Here is a 17,477-nt window from a genome sequence, read left to right on the forward strand (position 1 = left end):
GAATGAGGATATGTCAAAAGAGATAGCAAAAAAACGTATAGAAGAACTGCGTGATTTATTAAATACATTTAACTATCAATATCACGTATTAGACAATCCTTCTGTTTCTGATGCGGAATATGACCGTAATATGCAGGAGCTTATAAAATTAGAAGCAGAGAACCCAGAGTTTATGAGTGAAGATTCTCCCTCCGTTCGCGTTGGGGGGACTGTTCTTGATATATTTGAAAAAGTAACACATAAGTCACCAATGTTAAGTTTAGGAAATGCATTTAACGAAGGAGATTTACGTGATTTCGACAGAAGAGTACGTCAAGGAATTGATGGTGCGAATGTAAGATATATATGTGAATTAAAAATTGACGGGCTTGCCGTTTCGCTTCATTATGAAAAAGGACGCTTCATTCAAGGGGCGACACGTGGTGATGGTGTAACGGGTGAAGATATTACTCAAAATTTAAAAACGATTAAAGCTATCCCACTTCGTTTAAATGAAGAAGTAACGTTAGAAGCACGAGGCGAAGCTTATATGCCGAAGCGTTCATTCGTTAAACTAAATGAAGAAAAAGAGCAAAATGGAGAAGATGTATTTGCGAATCCGCGTAATGCAGCAGCAGGTTCAATACGTCAACTTGATCCGAAAATTGCAGCGAAGCGTAACTTATCTATGTTTGTGTATGGTCTTGCGAATGTAGAAGAAAAAACAATTCCATCACATAGTGAATCGCTTGATTTCTTAGGTGAACTTGGATTTAAGACAAATCCAAATCGCCGTACATGTGAAACAATTGAAGAAGTTATAGCTTATGTAGAAGAATGGCAAGAAAAACGTCCGCATCTTGATTATGAGATTGATGGAATCGTTATAAAAGTAGATGATGTTGCCCTTCAAGAAAGTCTAGGAACTACAGCGAAGAGTCCAAGATGGGCGATTGCTTATAAATTCCCGGCTGAAGAAGTTGTAACGAGATTAACAGGCATTGAATTAAGTGTTGGCCGAACAGGAGTTGTAACACCGACTGCAGAACTAGAGCCAGTGAGAGTTGCTGGTACAATTGTTCGTCGTGCTTCTTTACATAACGAAGATTTAATTCGTGAAAAAGACATTCGAATTGGTGACTACGTTGTTGTGAAGAAGGCTGGAGATATTATTCCTGAAGTTGTGAACGTTATTTTTGATAAGCGTACTGGTGAGGAAGAAGAATACCGCATGCCAACTCATTGTCCAGCATGTGAGAGTGAACTTGTTCGTTTAGAAGAAGAAGTAGCACTTCGTTGTATAAATCCAACTTGTCCTGCTCAAATTCGAGAAGGGTTAATCCATTTCGTTTCAAGAAATGCAATGAATATTGATGGACTTGGGGAACGTGTCATTACACAACTCTTTGATGCTGATTACATTCGTACATTTGCTGATTTATATGCATTGACGAAAGAGCAATTATTACAGTTAGAACGTTTTGGTGAAAAATCAGCAACAAACTTAATACAAGCAATTGAAAATTCTAAAGAAAACTCGTTAGAGCGATTATTATTTGGTCTTGGAATTCGCCACGTTGGAGCGAAAGCAGCACGTACATTTGCAGAGCACTTTGAAACGATGGATGAGCTTGTAAAAGCAACGGAAGAAGAACTAAAAGCAATTAATGAAATTGGCGAAAAAATGGCTCAATCTGTTGTGACATATTTTGATAATGAAGATGTATTAGAGTTATTACAGCAGTTTAAAGAGTATGGCGTGAATATGACATACAAAGGTATAAAAATTGCAGATTTACAAAATGTTGAATCTTACTTCGCAGGAAAAACGGTTGTTTTAACAGGTAAGCTAGAAGTTATGGGGCGAAGTGAAGCGAAGAAGAAGATTGAGGCATTAGGTGGAAAAGTAACGGGAAGTGTTAGTAAGAGTACGGATTTAGTTGTCGCAGGTGAAGCGGCTGGTTCGAAATTAGCACAAGCGGAGAAACATAATGTTGAGGTTTGGAATGAAGAGAGGTTCTTACAAGAGCTAAATAAGTAAGAGGTGCAAACTTACCATGAAAAAAATAGCATTAGCGGTATTAAGCCTTGGCCTACTTGTAAGTGGGTGTAGTGCAGGTGCCGACAAAGATGAAAAAGTGGCTGAGAAATCGGGGAAAGCAAAAGAACAATCAGTTGTTCCAAAATACGCTATTTCGGATGAATATTATAAGACGACTATTCCATTTGATGGTGGAAAGGCACGTGGTTTAGTCGTGCAAGGGTTAAATAGTCGTCTTGATATAGATGAATTTGAAACAGGGTTAATGCGAATTGCAAAAGAATCATTTAGTACGAAAGATAATTTTTTAAAAGGCGGAAAAGCTCTAGATACTCAAACTATACAGATGCTTGTTAAAAGAAAACGTACAGATGCTGAACAAAAGGAACTAGAGGACAAATTAAAAAAAGATGCAGTTAAATTTCCTAATATAGGATTAAACCCTGCATTAGGAACAGGATCCGAATCACTAGAAGTGAAAAATAAAAAAAATCCAATATATATTTCGAATATTTTAGAGCATGATTATTATGTGAAAAAAGGCGATAACGACGAGGAACGCGTTGGTATGGTAGTTGGATTAGCGATGAATTCTGTTCAATATTTTAACGAAGAGCATGGTTATCCACGTGAAGCTGCAATCCCGGATGAAAAGATGTTAGCTGAAGGGAAAAAAATGGCGCAAGAAATTTTGAAAGTCATACATCAAAAAGAACCTGAAACCAAAAATATTCCAATAACATTTGCGATTTATCGCCAAGCTCCAAAGTCTTCGCTCGTGCCAGGTAATTTTGTTTCTTATGCGAATGTTGAAAAAGGTAGTGAAACGGTTGAAGATTGGAAACAAATTAATGAAAAATATTATTTGTTCCCATCAGAGCAAGCGAAAACAGATAATAAACGTGAAGACCTTGCAAGAGTATCCAACTTTAAGGCAAAACTAAGCGATTATTTCCAAGGCGACTATACAGCTGTTATTGGTACTGGTATGTATAGAGATGATGAATTAAGAGAAATGAAGCTTGATATTCCTGTCCAGTTTAATGGAAAAGCTGAAATAGTTGGTTTTACACAATATGTGGCAGGGCTTGTTATGGAATACTTCCCGAATTATATGAAAGTACAAGTAACGATTAAATCTGTAGAACGCCCAGAAGCTATTATTATACGTGAAGCAAAACAAGATGAACCACTTGTGAAGATTTTAGATTAAATATGAAGGCTGTTCCTCTATGGAACAGCTTTTTTTCTTATGTAATTTTGTTATAATTTAAAATGTTGTAAAAAATAGGGGTAAGGGGTAAATCTCATGGAAGAATTAAGTTTTCAAGTCATTATTTTATTAATTGCATTCGGTTTTTTAGCAGCTTTTATTGATTCCGTTGTTGGAGGAGGAGGGTTAATTTCGCTTCCTGCACTTATGTTTGTTGGCTTATCGCCAGCTTCGGCAATTGCAACGAATAAATTAGCGGCAACAATGGGGACGTTTACGAGTGCGATATATTTTATTCGATCAGGAAAAGTTGATTTTAAAATTGTAGGAAAGTTAATCCCGTTAACTATTGTTGGAGCTGTTGCAGGTGCTTTAGTAGTAAAATTTATTCCACCGGATATTTTACGCCCATTAGTACTTGTAATGTTGGTATTTATTGCTATTTATATTATTGCAAAAAAGAATTGGGGAAGTGTGTCTACCTATAAGAAGATGACGCAAAGAAAAACATTAATATTTTTCTTTGCTATTTTAATGATAGGATTTTATGATGGATTTTTTGGACCGGGGACAGGGTCGTTTTTAATTTTTGCATTTTTATTAATTGGCTTGGATTTTATTCAAGCGGCAGCATCTGGAAAACTTTTGAACTTTGTTAGTAATATTGTATCTTTAATTACTTTTTTATTTTTAGATATAATTCATTTTGAATATGGTATTATCATGGGATTATCAATGATCTTAGGTGCTTATTTTGGATCGAAGTTTGCGGTTCAAAAAGGTGTTGGATATGTAAGGACTTTATTTTTATTAGTTACTATATTATTGATCGGGAAAAATGTTTTGGAATATACTCATATTTTGTAGATTCATACGCATGTATGAATCTCTTTTTTTTATTATATTTTAAAAATTTATTAATTTTTAAAATATAAGTCTAGGAATATTTGAATAAATCTAAATTATCGTGTAGAATAATGTTGTAAAATGTAAACGTTTTTCTAAGGGGAGGCTAAAAAAATGGTAGTAGCATACAAACATGAGCCATTTACAGATTTTTCAGTGGAGGCTAACAAATTAGCGTTTGAAGAAGGTTTAAAGAAAGTAGAATCTTATCTTGGACAAGACTATCCATTAATTATTGGGGGAGAAAAAATCACTACAGAAGACAAAATTGTTTCTGTAAACCCTGCAAATAAAGAGGAACTTGTTGGTCGTGTTTCAAAAGCAAGCCGTGAGTTAGCTGAAAAAGCAATGCAAGTAGCGGATGAAACATTCCAAACTTGGAGAAAATCAAAGCCAGAAATGCGTGCAGACATTTTATTCCGTGCTGCAGCAATCGTTCGTCGCAGAAAACATGAATTCTCTGCTATTCTTGTAAAAGAAGCAGGTAAGCCATGGAATGAGGCAGATGCTGATACAGCAGAAGCAATCGACTTTATGGAATATTATGGTCGTCAAATGTTAAAATTAAAAGACGGTATTCCAGTAGAAAGCCGTCCAATTGAATATAATCGTTTCTCGTACATTCCATTAGGAGTAGGCGTTATCATTTCTCCTTGGAACTTCCCATTTGCAATTATGGCAGGTATGACAACAGCTGCTTTAGTTTCTGGTAACACAGTATTACTAAAACCAGCTAGTACAACTCCTGTAGTAGCAGCGAAATTTATGGAAGTATTAGAAGAAGCTGGCTTACCAGCTGGCGTAGTAAACTTCGTTCCAGGTAACGGTTCTGAAGTTGGTGACTACTTAGTAGATCATCCTCGTACACGTTTCGTAAGCTTCACGGGATCTCGTGATGTAGGTATCCGCATCTATGAGCGTGCAGCGAAAGTAAACCCAGGACAAATTTGGTTAAAACGCGTTATCGCTGAAATGGGCGGTAAAGATACAATCGTTGTTGATAAAGAAGCAGATCTTGAATTAGCAGCTAAGTCTATCGTTGCATCAGCATTCGGATTCTCAGGACAAAAATGTTCTGCATGTTCTCGTGCAGTAATCCATGAAGATGTATATGATCATGTATTAAATCGTGCTGTTGAATTAACAAAAGAATTAACAGTTGCTAACCCAGCAGTATTAGGTACAAACATGGGTCCTGTTAATGACCAAGCTGCATTCGATAAAGTAATGAGCTATGTTGCAATTGGTAAAGAAGAAGGTAGAATCTTAGCAGGTGGCGAAGGAGACGATTCTAAAGGCTGGTTCATCCAACCAACAATCGTTGCTGACGTTGCAGAAGATGCTCGCTTAATGAAAGAAGAAATCTTCGGACCAGTAGTAGCATTCTGTAAAGCGAAAGACTTCGATCATGCACTTGCAATTGCAAATAATACGGAATACGGTTTAACAGGTGCTGTTATTACTAACAACCGTGACCATATTGAAAAAGCACGCGAAGACTTCCACGTTGGTAACTTATACTTCAACCGTGGATGTACTGGTGCAATCGTAGGTTACCAACCATTCGGTGGCTTTAACATGTCTGGTACAGACTCTAAAGCTGGTGGACCTGATTACTTAGCACTTCACATGCAAGCAAAAACTACTTCTGAAACTTTATAAGAAATAGTAGAGGAGCTCTTCACAGAATGTGAAGAGCTCCTTTTAAAATTGAAATCCTATATATTACCATCGTTCGAAGGGAATGAGCTAAAACCTATTAGTAGCGGGATAAACATGTGAACAGAAATAAAATGATGAGAAAAGTTGACTTATTAGTCATATTTTTTAGTATTCATTTTGAGAATTTCCTGTATAATACAATTTGAAAGAAAATCTATGGTTCGACAAGGAACACTCCTTTCGGTTTTGCTCACTGAAAGGAGTGTTTTTTTATGTAGCTAAAAATTCTTGCGTGCTTATTACATTTGCATATACGCCATTTAAACTAGCTAAAATTGTATTGTGAATGTAAACAGCTGGTATAGTAGCGTTCTTAAAAGAAAGGTCTTTTGTAGCACAAGCATCATGTATAACGGTACATTGAAAGCCAAAATCGAATGCAGCCCTTACTGTAGCATCGATACACATATGAGTCATCATCCCACATACAACGACATGTTCAATATTTAAACGTTTTAATTGCTCTAGAAGATTAGTTTCTCGGAAGCTATTTGGATAATGTTTGACTATAACTGTTTCTTCTCTAAGTGGACGTACGCTTTCGTGAATATGTACACCTTCTGTATTAGGTAGGAAAAAAGTAGCGTCATCTTTTATAGCTACGTGTTGGATATGAAAAATAGGTTCGCTGTTTGTTCTAAAGTGTTGTAATAACTGATTAGCATATTCGCTTGCTTCTACTGGATTACGCAATTCCATCTTTCCATTTGGAAAATAATCGTTTTGAATATCGATGAGTAAAAGAGCTGTTTTCATATATTTATCTTCCTCCGAGTTTCATATTCAAATAAATTTATTCAATTCGTAGAGAAGATTCTCCTGTTTAAAAATATGAGGAAGAAGAATTTTAAATAACCTTGAAAGTTACTATTTTCTCATGAATTTTCATCTGAAAATTTTAATAAGGGGATAATTAATATTTTTCTAAAAAATGTATTGACTCTTATTATTCTGAGTTCTATAATGAGAATTAATTAAACGACAATTAAATCGATACATTCTTATCCAGAGAGGTGGAGGGACTGGCCCTACGATACCTCAGCAACGGGTTTTTTTAATACCGTGCTAACTCCAGCAAGCCATATAAAGGCTTGGAAGATGAGAAGATGTGAATGAGTACATATAAGTGCTCTCCTTCTTATCTTTATGGTTGATAAGAGGGAGAGCACTTTTTATTTTACCTCGAAAGCTCTACTTCAAGTTTTTACAGCATATAGGAGGGGAAAAAATGATTTCTTTTAACAATGTAAGTAAAGTGTATGAATCAGCTGGGCAATCTGTTCATGCGGTGGAGGATGTAACATTATCAGTTGAGAAAGGCGAAATTTTTGGCATTATTGGTTTTAGTGGCGCTGGAAAGAGTACGTTATTACGCTTAGTAAATATGTTAGAGAGACCGACGGCAGGAACGATTTCAATAGATGATAAAGATATTACATCATTATCGACGAAAGAATTACGTAAACTAAGACAAAGAATCGGAATGATCTTTCAAAGTTTTAATTTATTTAATTCAAGAACAGTATTTGGAAATATTGCTTATCCATTAAAGTTAGCGAAAGTACCAAAGAATGAGATAAAAGAAAGAGTAAATGAACTGCTGAAGTTTGTAGGGTTAGAAGATAAAGCAAACTATTACCCAGAGCAGCTATCAGGTGGACAAAAGCAGCGTGTGGGCATTGCTAGAGCACTTGCGACATCGCCAGATATTCTTATATGTGATGAGGCAACATCAGCCTTAGATCCAGAAACGACGACAGAAATTCTAAACTTATTAAAGAAAGTAAATCGAGAATACAATTTAACAATTCTTCTTATTACACATGAAATGCATGTTGTGAAAGAAATTTGTCACCGTGTAGCTGTAATGGAGAAGGGAAAAGTTATTGAAGAAGGAAAACTGTTCGATGTTTTCACACAACCAAAAACAAAGACGACTCAAAACTTTGTACGTTCTGTTATTAATGATCATTTACCAGAAAGTGTTCTAGCGAAAATTCAAAATGGTGGTCAAATTTATCGTCTAACATTTACTGGTGAGGAGACAGGACAGCCGGTACTATCATATATCGCAAAAAACTATAACGTCGATGTAAATGTACTGTACGGAAATATTATTGAACTTCAAAATGTGCTATTTGGAAATCTTCTTGTAGAGTTGCAAGGTGAGCAGAGGGAAATTCAAAAAGCATTACAACATCTAAGACTGCAAGTGCAGCTAAAGGAGGTAGAAGCTCATGCGAGTTGATTGGAGTATATTTTGGCCGCGCATACTAGATGCGACGGGGGATACCCTCTTAATGGTAATTGTAACCCTTATATTCGCTACAATTCTTGGTATACCTCTAGGTTTACTTTTATATGTAACGAGAAAAGGAAACTTTTTAGAAAATAAATGGGTCTTTTCTATTCTTAACATCATAATTAATACAATTCGTCCGGTACCATTCATTATCTTTTTAGTAGCGTTAAGTCCACTAACAAGAAGTGTTATCGGAACGACGATTGGAACAGCAGCGGCAATTTTCCCGATGACGTTAGTCGCATCAATTGGTATTGCTAGAATGGTTGAAACAAACCTTGTTTCCGTTCCGAAAGGAGTAATTGAGGCAGCACAAGCAATGGGCGCCTCGCCAATTAGAATTGTTTTTGAAATCCTTGTACCAGAAGCGTTAGCGCCATTAATCTTAGGTGTCACATTTATGACAGTTGGTTTAATTGAATTTTCTGCAGTTGCTGGGCTTGTCGGTGGTGGCGGTCTTGGTGATTTAGCAATGACATATGGTTATCAACGTTTTGATACATCAGTTATGTTCGTAACGGTCGTGTTACTTATTATTCTCGTACAGATAGCTCAAAATTTAGGAAATTACTTTGCGAAAGTCTTGTTACGCAGATCATAAAAAGGAAGAGAGGAAAAGAAAATGAAGAAAATTTTAGCATTTGCATTATCAGCGATTGTAGGAGTCTCAGCATTAAGCGGCTGCTCAAGTGGAGACACGGGTGCAGGGGCGAAAGAAAAAGTAGTTCGCGTCGGTGTAACTGGAACGGATGGAGACGCTTGGGAAATTTTGAAGAAAAAAGCTGAAAAAGAAGGGATTAAGATTAAACTGGTGGAGTTCTCCGATTACACAACGCCAAATAAAGCGTTAGCTGATGGAGATATTGAACTAAACTCATTCCAGCATATTGCGTTCTTAGAGCAATTTAAAAAGGAACATAAGTTAGATATTACAGCTGTTGGTACAACACAAATTGCACCAATGGGTTTATACTCTGAAAAATATAAGAAATCAAATGAAATCCCAGATGGTTCAGAAATTGCAATTCCAAACGATCCAACGAACCAAGCACGTGCATTAAAACTTCTTGATGCAGCTGGATTATTAAAGCTGAAAAAGGATTTTGGTCTATTTGGAGATCCAAGTGGTATTGCTGAAAATCCGAAGAAATTAAAAATTACACCGGTTATCGCACAGCAAACACCTCGTGTGTTAAAAGATGTAGCGGCATCAGTTATTAATAACGGTGTTGCTGGTCAAGCTGGATTAGATCCAGCGAAGGATCCTATTTTCTTAGAAGATCCAAAGAATGAAAATGCGAAGCCTTATATTAATATTTTCGCAGCTCGTACGAAAGATAAAGATGATCCAACACTGAAAAAAGTAATTAAATTATACCATTCAAAAGAAGTAACAGATGCAATTAAGAAAGAAACAAATGATGGTTCAATTTCAGTAGATCTTTCACTTGAGGAGCTTGAAAAAATCGTAAAATAATGATTGGGTTTAATGGACTAACAGAAGGAACCCCTCCGCTGTTAGTTCGTTCAACATATAAACTTAACAAACGAACCCTAATTCTGTACCTTCCAATTTTGTATAACGTAGAATCCAATGTTTGTTAAGTAGAGTAATGGACCAGGAGTTTTCCTGGTCTTTTTTTTATGAATGAAAATAGCTAGCGAACAGTAAGGTAATCTGAAAAACCAATTGTTTTAATTATTTTTTCAGATTAGACAGAAAACTTTCTTTAAAATAGTATTCTTTTATGATAGATTTATAAATATAAAACTAGAATTTACATAAAAATCCATCATGGTAAATATACTTATCTATAATGGGTATACAGCTAACGAGGGGGAGAACGATGAGAAGACGTAATACGCAAGCGTTCACATTTTTAGCATGGACTTCATTTGTTTGTGCGCTTTCAGGTATGCTAATTGGGATTTATACGTTAGATGAAACGCTTAGTGTAAAAGGATACTATTTAATTGGAACATTATTTTTAACGATGTCTTGTTTTGTATTACAAAAAACAATTCGTGATAATGAAGAAGATAACGAGAGATTTCCAAAAAATAAACCGTTAGATAAAGAGTAAATTGTAAAGAAAGGCATTTGCCTTTCTTTTTTTATGTAAAAATGGCGTAAGTACTCTGTGTTGACTTGCTTGAAGTACTGAAAATTTGGTATCATCAATAGTATTGTAGATTGAACGATATATTATGGAGGTGGCCTAGCCGTGTCAAGAATTTCCGTTGAGAATGTAAAGCACGTAGCACATTTAGCACGTCTTGCAATTACTGATCAAGAAGCAGAAAAATTTCAAAAACAACTAGATGCAATTGTTACATTTGCAGAACAGTTAAATGAATTAGATACAACAGATGTAAAACCAACAACTCATGTATTAACTATGAAAAATGTTATGCGTGAAGATGTACCAGAAAAAGGTTTACCAGTTGAAGAAGTATTAAAAAATGCACCGGATCACAAAGATAATCAAATCCGTGTTCCAGCAGTATTAGAATAGAGGAGGGGAATTTCGATGTCATTATTTGATCATTCAGTATCAGAGTTACATAAGAAGTTAAACAACAAAGAAATTTCCGTTACGGATTTAGTAGAAGAATCTTACAAACGTATTGCGGATGTTGAAGATAACGTAAAAGCCTTTCTTACATTAGATGAAGAAAATGCACGCGCAAAAGCGAAAGAATTAGATGCAAAAATCGGCGCTGAAGATAATGGTTTATTATTCGGTATGCCAATTGGTGTAAAAGATAACATTGTAACTAACGGTCTTCGTACAACTTGTGCAAGCAAAATATTAGCAAACTTCGATCCAATTTATGATGCGACAGTTGTGCAAAAGCTAAAAGCTGCTGACACAATTACAATCGGTAAATTAAACATGGACGAGTTCGCAATGGGTTCTTCAAATGAAAACTCAGGATTCTACGCTACGAAAAACCCATGGAACTTAGATTACGTTCCAGGCGGATCTAGTGGTGGTTCTGCAGCAGCTGTAGCAGCAGGAGAAGTACTATTCTCTCTAGGTTCTGATACGGGTGGTTCTATCCGTCAGCCAGCTGCATATTGCGGTGTTGTAGGTTTAAAACCAACTTACGGACGCGTATCTCGTTACGGATTAGTAGCATTCGCATCTTCACTTGACCAAATCGGACCGATTACACGTACAGTAGAAGACAATGCATACTTATTACAAGCTATTTCAGGTATTGACCGCATGGATGCAACTTCTGCAAACGTTGAAGTTGGAAACTATTTAGCTGGTTTAACAGGCGATGTTAAAGGTTTACGCATTGCTGTACCGAAAGAATACTTAGGCGAAGGTGTTGGCGAAGAAGCTCGTGAGTCAGTACTAGCTGCTTTAAAAGTATTAGAAGGTATGGGCGCAACTTGGGAGGAAGTATCTCTTCCACACTCTAAATACGCTCTAGCAACGTATTACTTACTATCTTCTTCTGAAGCATCTGCTAACCTTTCACGCTTTGATGGCGTGCGTTACGGTGTTCGTTCTGATAATGTAAATAACTTATTAGATCTTTACAAAAACACACGTAGTGAAGGTTTCGGTGATGAAGTTAAACGTCGTATTATGCTTGGTACATTTGCTCTTAGCTCTGGTTACTATGATGCATATTACAAAAAAGCACAACAAGTACGTACATTAATTAAGAACGACTTTGAAAATGTATTTGCTAACTATGATGTTATTATTGGACCAACAACACCAACTCCGGCATTTAAAGTGGGAGAAAAAGTTGACGATCCAATGACAATGTATGCAAATGACATTTTAACAATCCCAGTAAACTTAGCGGGTGTTCCAGCGATTTCAGTTCCATGTGGATTCGGTGCTAACAACATGCCACTTGGTCTACAAATCATTGGTAAACACTTCGATGAAGCGACAATTTACCGCGTTGCACATGCGTTTGAGCAAGCAACAGACTATCATACAAAAAAAGCAAGTCTGTAAGGAGGCGAGCATAGATGAATTTAGAAACAATTATTGGTTTAGAGGTTCACGTTGAGTTAAAAACAAATTCGAAAATTTTCTCTGCGAGTCCAACAGAATTCGGAGCGGAGCCAAATACACAAACAAGTGTAATTGACTTAGGATACCCAGGGGTACTTCCTACTTTAAATAAAGAAGCAGTTAACTTTGCGATGAAAGCTGCAATGGCATTAAACTGTGAAATCGCAACGGAAACGAAGTTTGACCGTAAAAACTATTTCTATCCAGATAACCCGAAAGCTTACCAAATCTCTCAATTTGATAAGCCAATTGGTGAAAATGGTTGGATTGAAATCGAAGTAGACGGTAAAAAGAAACGTATCGGTATTACACGTCTTCATTTAGAAGAAGATGCTGGTAAATCAACGCATACAGCTGATGGTTCATTAGTAGACTACAACCGTCAAGGTATGCCTTTAATCGAGATCGTATCTGAGCCAGATATGCGTACGCCAGAAGAAGCATATGCATACTTAGAGAAGTTAAAATCAATCATTCAATACACTGGTGTATCTGATTGTAAGATGGAAGAAGGTTCCTTACGTTGTGATGCGAACATTTCTCTTCGTCCAGTTGGACAAGAGAAGTTCGGTACAAAAGCGGAACTGAAAAACTTAAACTCATTCACTTACGTACAAAAAGGTCTTGAGCACGAGCAAGTGCGCCAAGAAAAAGAACTGTTATCTGGTGGTATCATCCAACAAGAAACACGTCGTTATGATGAAGCAACGAAGAAAACAATCTTAATGCGTGTGAAAGAAGGATCTGACGATTACCGTTACTTCCCGGAGCCAGACTTAGTTGAACTTTACATTGATGATGAGTGGAAAGAAGCAGTTCGAGCTTCTATTCCAGAACTTCCAGATGCACGTAAAGCTCGCTACGTTGCAGAACTAGGCTTACCAGCTTATGATGCACACGTGTTAACATTAACGAAAGAGATGTCTGATTTCTTTGAAGCAACTGTTGCAGACGGTGCTGATGCGAAATTAACATCGAACTGGTTAATGGGTGAAGTACTTGCATACTTAAACAAACAACAAAAAGAATTAAAAGACGTTGCATTAACGCCTGCTGGTTTATCTAAAATGGTTCAATTAATTGAAAAAGGTACAATTTCTTCTAAAATCGCGAAGAAAGTATTTAATGAATTAATTGAAAAAGGTGGAGACCCAGAAGAAATCGTTAAAGCGAAAGGTCTTGTTCAAATTTCTGACGAGGGTACACTTCGTAAAGTTGTAACAGAAATTCTTGATAATAATGAGCAATCTATCGAAGACTTTAAAAACGGTAAAGACCGTGCAATTGGCTTCTTAGTTGGTCAAATTATGAAAGCTACAAAAGGACAAGCAAATCCACCGCTTGTTAACAAAATCTTACTTGAAGAGATTAATAAGCGATAATAGTAGTGACTTTTAAAGATTAAGCAGAAAAACACCCGTACATGGGTGTTTTTCTAGGTTAATCAAACGTTTGTTTAAATGAGACAAAATCGTTTAAACAAACGTTTGATTAACTGTCAAAAGTGGAAAAATGTTTGTATAGCAACTATGGTATGATAGTTGCAAAAAGGTGGGAATAATGATAAATCTAAACATAGAGGTTTTTTTCATCTCATGAAATAATAGATAGTTATTATTCGTTATATGTAAATTTTTATGGAAGAATGGATAGAAATAAAGTGAAACTTTAATCAGTGGGAGGTTCATCCAACACTGATTATTAGCCCTCACCAATCGGGCATTTACTGCCCGCAAATAGCGGGATAAATTTTGGGGTCAAATAAAAAACCATTGAAATGAATATTTACTTTTGATGGACTACACGAATCGGGTTCTTACTGCCTGTTTGAGCGGGATAAAAGAAGGATAGCAAGATGAGAGGAGGTAGGCATGGGAATACTGAATAGAAGTTCAGTATGTTCTTTTTCGATACATAAAGAAATTTCCTGTGCTAATAAATGATGAAGCGAGCAAGAATTATTTATAATCCTACTTCTGGGCGTGAGCTATTTAAGAAGAGCTTACCAGAAGTATTACAAAAATTAGAACAAGCTGGCTATGAGACATCTTGTCATGCGACAACGGGTCCTGGAGACGCTACTGTGGCGGCGAGGCAAGCTGCGGATCGTAAGTTTGATGTTGTTATTGCGGCTGGTGGCGACGGTACGTTAAATGAAGTAGTAAACGGTTTAGTTGGGCATGAATTCCGTCCGAAATTTGGAATTATTCCAGTTGGAACGACAAATGACTTTGCACGTGCAATTGGTGTACCTCGTTCTATTGAAGAGGCAGCAGATATTATTTGCGAAGGAAAAACAGTGCCATTAGACCTTGGTAGAGCGAACGATACATATTTTATTAACATCGCTGGTGGCGGTCGTATTACAGAATTAACATACGAAGTACCGAGTAAGTTAAAGACAGTATTAGGGCAGCTTGCTTATTACCTAAAAGGTATCGAGATGTTACCATCATTGCATCCGACATATGTTGAAATTGAGTATGATGGAAAGTTACTACAAGAAGAAATTACGATGTTTTTAATTACGAATACTCGTTCAGTAGGTGGATTTGAAAAGGTAGCACCGTATGCATCTATTAACGATGGGTTATTTGACCTATTAGTACTGAAAAAAGGTTCTATCGCTGATTTAATTAAAGCAGCAACACAAGCACAACGTGGTGAACATATTAATAATCCAAAAGTGTTATATACACAAGCGAACCGAATTAAAGTACATTCACCAGATAAACTAATGATTAATTTAGATGGTGAGTATGGTGGAGATGCACCGATGGAATTCGAAAACATATATCATTGTTTAGAACTATTTGTTCCTGAACATCAAGAGGATGCCCTGTAAAGGCATCCTTTTTTACTTTGTTAAAATGAATTGTAAATTGGGAGTTAGTTTGATTTTTATGGTATTTTTACAATTCTTTTATTTTACATCCATACTTTATTGATACACTGGAAGAGATAAGAAATGAGAGGTAGGATGCTATGGAGAAGGTAAAAGCAATATTATTTGATAAAGATGGGACATTAATGGATTTTCATTCAATATGGATAAAAGTAGCTGAAGAACTTGTAGCTGAATGTATAAGTTTATATCATTTACCAAGTACAATGCGGCAGACCTTATTAGAAGAGATTGGTGTAGAGGGAGCATTTGTTAATCCAAGGAGTGCAATAGCTGCTGGAACAAGCCTTGATGTAGCGAAGGGGCTTTGTAATTATATTGAGTCTGCTAGAGAAGAAGAGATGCATCAGTGGGTAAGTGAGAAGTTATTTTCCCTTATGTATGAGCATCGTTCGCATATGAAAATGACAGCAGACTTACCGAAAGTGTTACAGGCATTAAAAGATAAAGGATTTATATTAGGGGTTGTCACGGCGGATGATTTCGCACCAACAGAATTATTTTTAAAACAATATAAGTTGGAGAACTTTTTTGATTATATTATAGCCTCGGATACATTCCCTGCGCAAAAACCAGATAAAAAGATTATAGAAGTGTTTTGTGAGAAATTTAATTTAGAATCATGTGAGGTTGCGGTTGTTGGAGATACGCCAACTGATTTACATTTAGCTAAAAATGGCGATTGCTATGCAATTGGGGTGCTATCTGGTACAGGAGACCGTCCAACATTAGAACCACTTGCTGATTTAGTGTTAGATTCTGTTGGAGAGTTTATTTCTCAATCGGGTGAGTTTTTCTGGGAGAAAGAAAAGTCTAATGTGTAAGGAAAATAAGTCTATAAAGACTCTTGATGAGTCTTTATAGACTTATTTTTTATGCCTGGATACAAAGAATATAGGATAAATGCTAGAAAAGAAAGTTGGCATATATTTTGCAATAAAAAGAGAAAACAATGTAAAGAAAAGGATGGGGTACGCAATGAACACAAAAAAATTTGCTAAAGTAAATGAACAAATTCCAGGACCGAAAGCGGCATCTTTATTAGAACGCCGTCAAAATATAGTACCAAAAGGAGTAAGTAACGGCATCCCAACGTTTGTACAATCTGCCAATGGTGCTCTTGTAACAGATGTTGATGGCAATCAGTACATTGATTTTGCAGGAGCAATCGGGACAATTAACGTAGGGCATTGTCATCCAACGGTTAAAGAAGCGCTCCATAAACAAGTCGATCAATACATTCATACTGGATTTAACGTCATGATGTATGAGCCATATATTGAATTAGCAGAAAAGCTTGCGGCATTGGCACCAGGAAGTTTCGATAAGCAAGTCCTATTTTTAAATAGTGGTGCAGAAGCAGTTGAGAACGCGGTGAAAATCGCTCGTAAATATACGAAGAGACCTGGTATTATCGCATTTTCTAAAGGTTTCCACGGGCGTACATTAATGACAATGACGATGACAAGTAAAGTGAAGCCATATAAATTTGGGTTTGGTCCCTTTGCTCCAGAAGTATATAAAGCGCCATTTCCATACGAATACCGTCGCCCAGAGGGATTAACGGAAGAGCAGTATGATGATTTTATTATTGAAGAGTTTAAGAACTTCTTCATATCGGAAGTAGCACCAGAAACAATTGCAGCTGTTGTAATGGAACCTGTTCAAGGGGAAGGTGGATTTATCGTCCCAAGTAAGAAATTTGTTCAAGAAGTACGCCGCATTTGTTCAGAGAACGGCATCTTATTTGTAGCGGATGAAATACAAACAGGCTTTAGTCGTACAGGAAAATATTTTGCAATTGATCACTATGATGTCGTTCCAGATTTAATTACAGTGTCTAAATCATTAGGTGCTGGTGTACCGATAAGTGGTGTCATTGGACGTAAAGAAATTATGAATGAGTCTGCACCAGGTGAACTTGGTGGAACGTATGCAGGGAGTCCACTAGGATGTGCGGCTGCATTAGCTGTTCTCGATGTAATAGAAAATGAGAAATTAAATGATAGAGCGATAGAATTAGGAAAAGTCGTAATGAACCGATTCGAAGAGATGAAAAATAAATATCATTGCATCGGTGATGTGCGTGGGTTAGGCGCAATGTGTGCATTTGAGGTCGTTCAAGATCGTAAGACGAAAGCACCTGACAAAACGTTAACGGCTAATCTATGTGCAGAAGCAAATAAGCGTGGGTTACTGTTATTATCAGCAGGGACATATGGAAATGTTATCCGTGTGTTAATGCCTTTAATTATTACAGATGAGCAACTTGAAGAAGGATTAACAATAATTGAAGAATCGTTGCAAGCTTGCTATGAGCAAACAAACATCGCTCGCGTGTAAAAACTGAAGTATAAATA

At 36.5% G+C, this 17,477-nt stretch carries 14 protein-coding genes, 1 pseudogene and 1 riboswitch; of the genes and pseudogenes, 14 read left to right on the forward strand and 1 reads right to left on the reverse strand.

Features of this window, described 5'->3' with window-relative positions; all coding sequences use genetic code 11:
* The first annotated feature begins 10 nt into the window (after positions 1 to 10).
* The 4 genes from ligA (at position 11) to pruA (ending at position 5,801) form a co-directional block, all read left to right on the forward strand.
* Complete coding sequence (gene ligA / locus ACTFO4_RS25640) at positions 11 to 2,020, forward strand: NAD-dependent DNA ligase LigA (protein WP_000031450.1); 2,010 nt, start codon at positions 11 to 13, stop codon at positions 2,018 to 2,020.
* Between the two features lie 16 nt (positions 2,021 to 2,036).
* A complete protein-coding gene (locus ACTFO4_RS25645) occupies positions 2,037 to 3,233 on the forward strand; it encodes a CamS family sex pheromone protein (RefSeq protein WP_000717027.1) in 1,197 nt (398 codons plus the stop codon).
* A gap of 96 nt (positions 3,234 to 3,329) precedes the next feature.
* Positions 3,330 to 4,100, forward strand: coding sequence for a TSUP family transporter (locus tag ACTFO4_RS25650; RefSeq protein ID WP_438882751.1), 771 nt, complete (start codon positions 3,330 to 3,332; stop codon positions 4,098 to 4,100).
* A gap of 153 nt (positions 4,101 to 4,253) precedes the next feature.
* Positions 4,254 to 5,801, forward strand: coding sequence for an L-glutamate gamma-semialdehyde dehydrogenase (gene pruA, locus ACTFO4_RS25655; RefSeq protein WP_000259555.1), 1,548 nt, complete (start codon positions 4,254 to 4,256; stop codon positions 5,799 to 5,801).
* Between the two features lie 250 nt (positions 5,802 to 6,051).
* On the opposite strand, the pseudogene ACTFO4_RS25660 reads toward pruA, so the two are convergent.
* Positions 6,052 to 6,617: pseudogene (locus tag ACTFO4_RS25660) on the reverse strand (cysteine hydrolase family protein).
* A 242-nt stretch (positions 6,618 to 6,859) separates the two neighbouring features.
* A riboswitch (SAM riboswitch) is annotated at positions 6,860 to 6,966 on the forward strand.
* 123 nt (positions 6,967 to 7,089) lie between these two features.
* Between ACTFO4_RS25660 and ACTFO4_RS25665 the strand changes: the two are divergent.
* The 10 genes from ACTFO4_RS25665 (at position 7,090) to gabT (ending at position 17,460) form a co-directional block, all read left to right on the forward strand.
* Positions 7,090 to 8,109, forward strand: coding sequence for a methionine ABC transporter ATP-binding protein (locus tag ACTFO4_RS25665; protein WP_000622969.1), 1,020 nt, complete (start codon positions 7,090 to 7,092; stop codon positions 8,107 to 8,109).
* Entirely contained in the window at positions 8,099 to 8,764 is a 666-nt protein-coding gene (locus ACTFO4_RS25670; protein ID WP_001261865.1) for a methionine ABC transporter permease, read from the forward strand. The genes ACTFO4_RS25665 and ACTFO4_RS25670 overlap by 11 nt, the downstream gene beginning before the upstream one ends.
* 21 nt (positions 8,765 to 8,785) lie before the next feature.
* On the forward strand, positions 8,786 to 9,640 hold the full coding sequence (locus tag ACTFO4_RS25675) for a MetQ/NlpA family ABC transporter substrate-binding protein (RefSeq protein ID WP_440014511.1): 855 nt from the start codon (positions 8,786 to 8,788) through the stop codon (positions 9,638 to 9,640).
* A gap of 370 nt (positions 9,641 to 10,010) precedes the next feature.
* Positions 10,011 to 10,247 carry a YiaA/YiaB family inner membrane protein gene (locus ACTFO4_RS25680; protein ID WP_001254393.1) on the forward strand — a complete coding sequence of 79 codons (237 nt, stop codon included), beginning with the start codon at positions 10,011 to 10,013 and terminating at the stop codon, positions 10,245 to 10,247.
* A gap of 141 nt (positions 10,248 to 10,388) precedes the next feature.
* Complete coding sequence (gene gatC, locus ACTFO4_RS25685; RefSeq protein WP_000086999.1) at positions 10,389 to 10,679, forward strand: Asp-tRNA(Asn)/Glu-tRNA(Gln) amidotransferase subunit GatC; 291 nt, start codon at positions 10,389 to 10,391, stop codon at positions 10,677 to 10,679.
* 15 nt (positions 10,680 to 10,694) lie between these two features.
* Complete coding sequence (gene gatA, locus ACTFO4_RS25690; protein ID WP_000051433.1) at positions 10,695 to 12,152, forward strand: Asp-tRNA(Asn)/Glu-tRNA(Gln) amidotransferase subunit GatA; 1,458 nt, start codon at positions 10,695 to 10,697, stop codon at positions 12,150 to 12,152.
* A gap of 14 nt (positions 12,153 to 12,166) precedes the next feature.
* The gene (gene gatB, locus ACTFO4_RS25695; RefSeq protein ID WP_001047685.1) at positions 12,167 to 13,594 is read left to right on the forward strand and encodes an Asp-tRNA(Asn)/Glu-tRNA(Gln) amidotransferase subunit GatB; all 1,428 of its coding nucleotides are present in this window, start codon (positions 12,167 to 12,169) and stop codon (positions 13,592 to 13,594) included.
* A gap of 557 nt (positions 13,595 to 14,151) precedes the next feature.
* A complete protein-coding gene (locus tag ACTFO4_RS25700; RefSeq protein WP_000977679.1) occupies positions 14,152 to 15,057 on the forward strand; it encodes a diacylglycerol kinase in 906 nt (301 codons plus the stop codon).
* Between the two features lie 140 nt (positions 15,058 to 15,197).
* Positions 15,198 to 15,941 carry an HAD family hydrolase gene (locus ACTFO4_RS25705; protein ID WP_000416672.1) on the forward strand — a complete coding sequence of 248 codons (744 nt, stop codon included), beginning with the start codon at positions 15,198 to 15,200 and terminating at the stop codon, positions 15,939 to 15,941.
* A gap of 154 nt (positions 15,942 to 16,095) precedes the next feature.
* Complete coding sequence (gene gabT / locus ACTFO4_RS25710) at positions 16,096 to 17,460, forward strand: 4-aminobutyrate--2-oxoglutarate transaminase (RefSeq protein ID WP_016078571.1); 1,365 nt, start codon at positions 16,096 to 16,098, stop codon at positions 17,458 to 17,460.
* Positions 17,461 to 17,477 lie beyond the last annotated feature (17 nt).

The sequence above is a fragment of the Bacillus cereus group sp. MYBKT14-1 genome, from assembly GCF_051915185.1.
In the GTDB taxonomy this organism is placed as follows: Bacteria; Bacillota; Bacilli; order Bacillales; family Bacillaceae_G; genus Bacillus_A; species Bacillus_A cereus.

What these genes read in the sequence shown, in the direction of transcription:
- ligA (WP_000031450.1), top strand. Translation starts at nt 11, where the DNA reads ATGTCAAAAGAGATAGCAAAAAAACGTATAGAAGAACTGCGTGATTTA.
- ACTFO4_RS25645 (WP_000717027.1), top strand. Translation starts at nt 2,037, where the DNA reads ATGAAAAAAATAGCATTAGCGGTATTAAGCCTTGGCCTACTTGTAAGT.
- ACTFO4_RS25650 (WP_438882751.1), top strand. Translation starts at nt 3,330, where the DNA reads ATGGAAGAATTAAGTTTTCAAGTCATTATTTTATTAATTGCATTCGGT.
- pruA (WP_000259555.1), top strand. Translation starts at nt 4,254, where the DNA reads ATGGTAGTAGCATACAAACATGAGCCATTTACAGATTTTTCAGTGGAG.
- ACTFO4_RS25665 (WP_000622969.1), top strand. Translation starts at nt 7,090, where the DNA reads ATGATTTCTTTTAACAATGTAAGTAAAGTGTATGAATCAGCTGGGCAA.
- ACTFO4_RS25670 (WP_001261865.1), top strand. Translation starts at nt 8,099, where the DNA reads ATGCGAGTTGATTGGAGTATATTTTGGCCGCGCATACTAGATGCGACG.
- ACTFO4_RS25675 (WP_440014511.1), top strand. Translation starts at nt 8,786, where the DNA reads ATGAAGAAAATTTTAGCATTTGCATTATCAGCGATTGTAGGAGTCTCA.
- ACTFO4_RS25680 (WP_001254393.1), top strand. Translation starts at nt 10,011, where the DNA reads ATGAGAAGACGTAATACGCAAGCGTTCACATTTTTAGCATGGACTTCA.
- gatA (WP_000051433.1), top strand. Translation starts at nt 10,695, where the DNA reads ATGTCATTATTTGATCATTCAGTATCAGAGTTACATAAGAAGTTAAAC.
- gatB (WP_001047685.1), top strand. Translation starts at nt 12,167, where the DNA reads ATGAATTTAGAAACAATTATTGGTTTAGAGGTTCACGTTGAGTTAAAA.
- ACTFO4_RS25700 (WP_000977679.1), top strand. Translation starts at nt 14,152, where the DNA reads ATGATGAAGCGAGCAAGAATTATTTATAATCCTACTTCTGGGCGTGAG.
- ACTFO4_RS25705 (WP_000416672.1), top strand. Translation starts at nt 15,198, where the DNA reads ATGGAGAAGGTAAAAGCAATATTATTTGATAAAGATGGGACATTAATG.
- gabT (WP_016078571.1), top strand. Translation starts at nt 16,096, where the DNA reads ATGAACACAAAAAAATTTGCTAAAGTAAATGAACAAATTCCAGGACCG.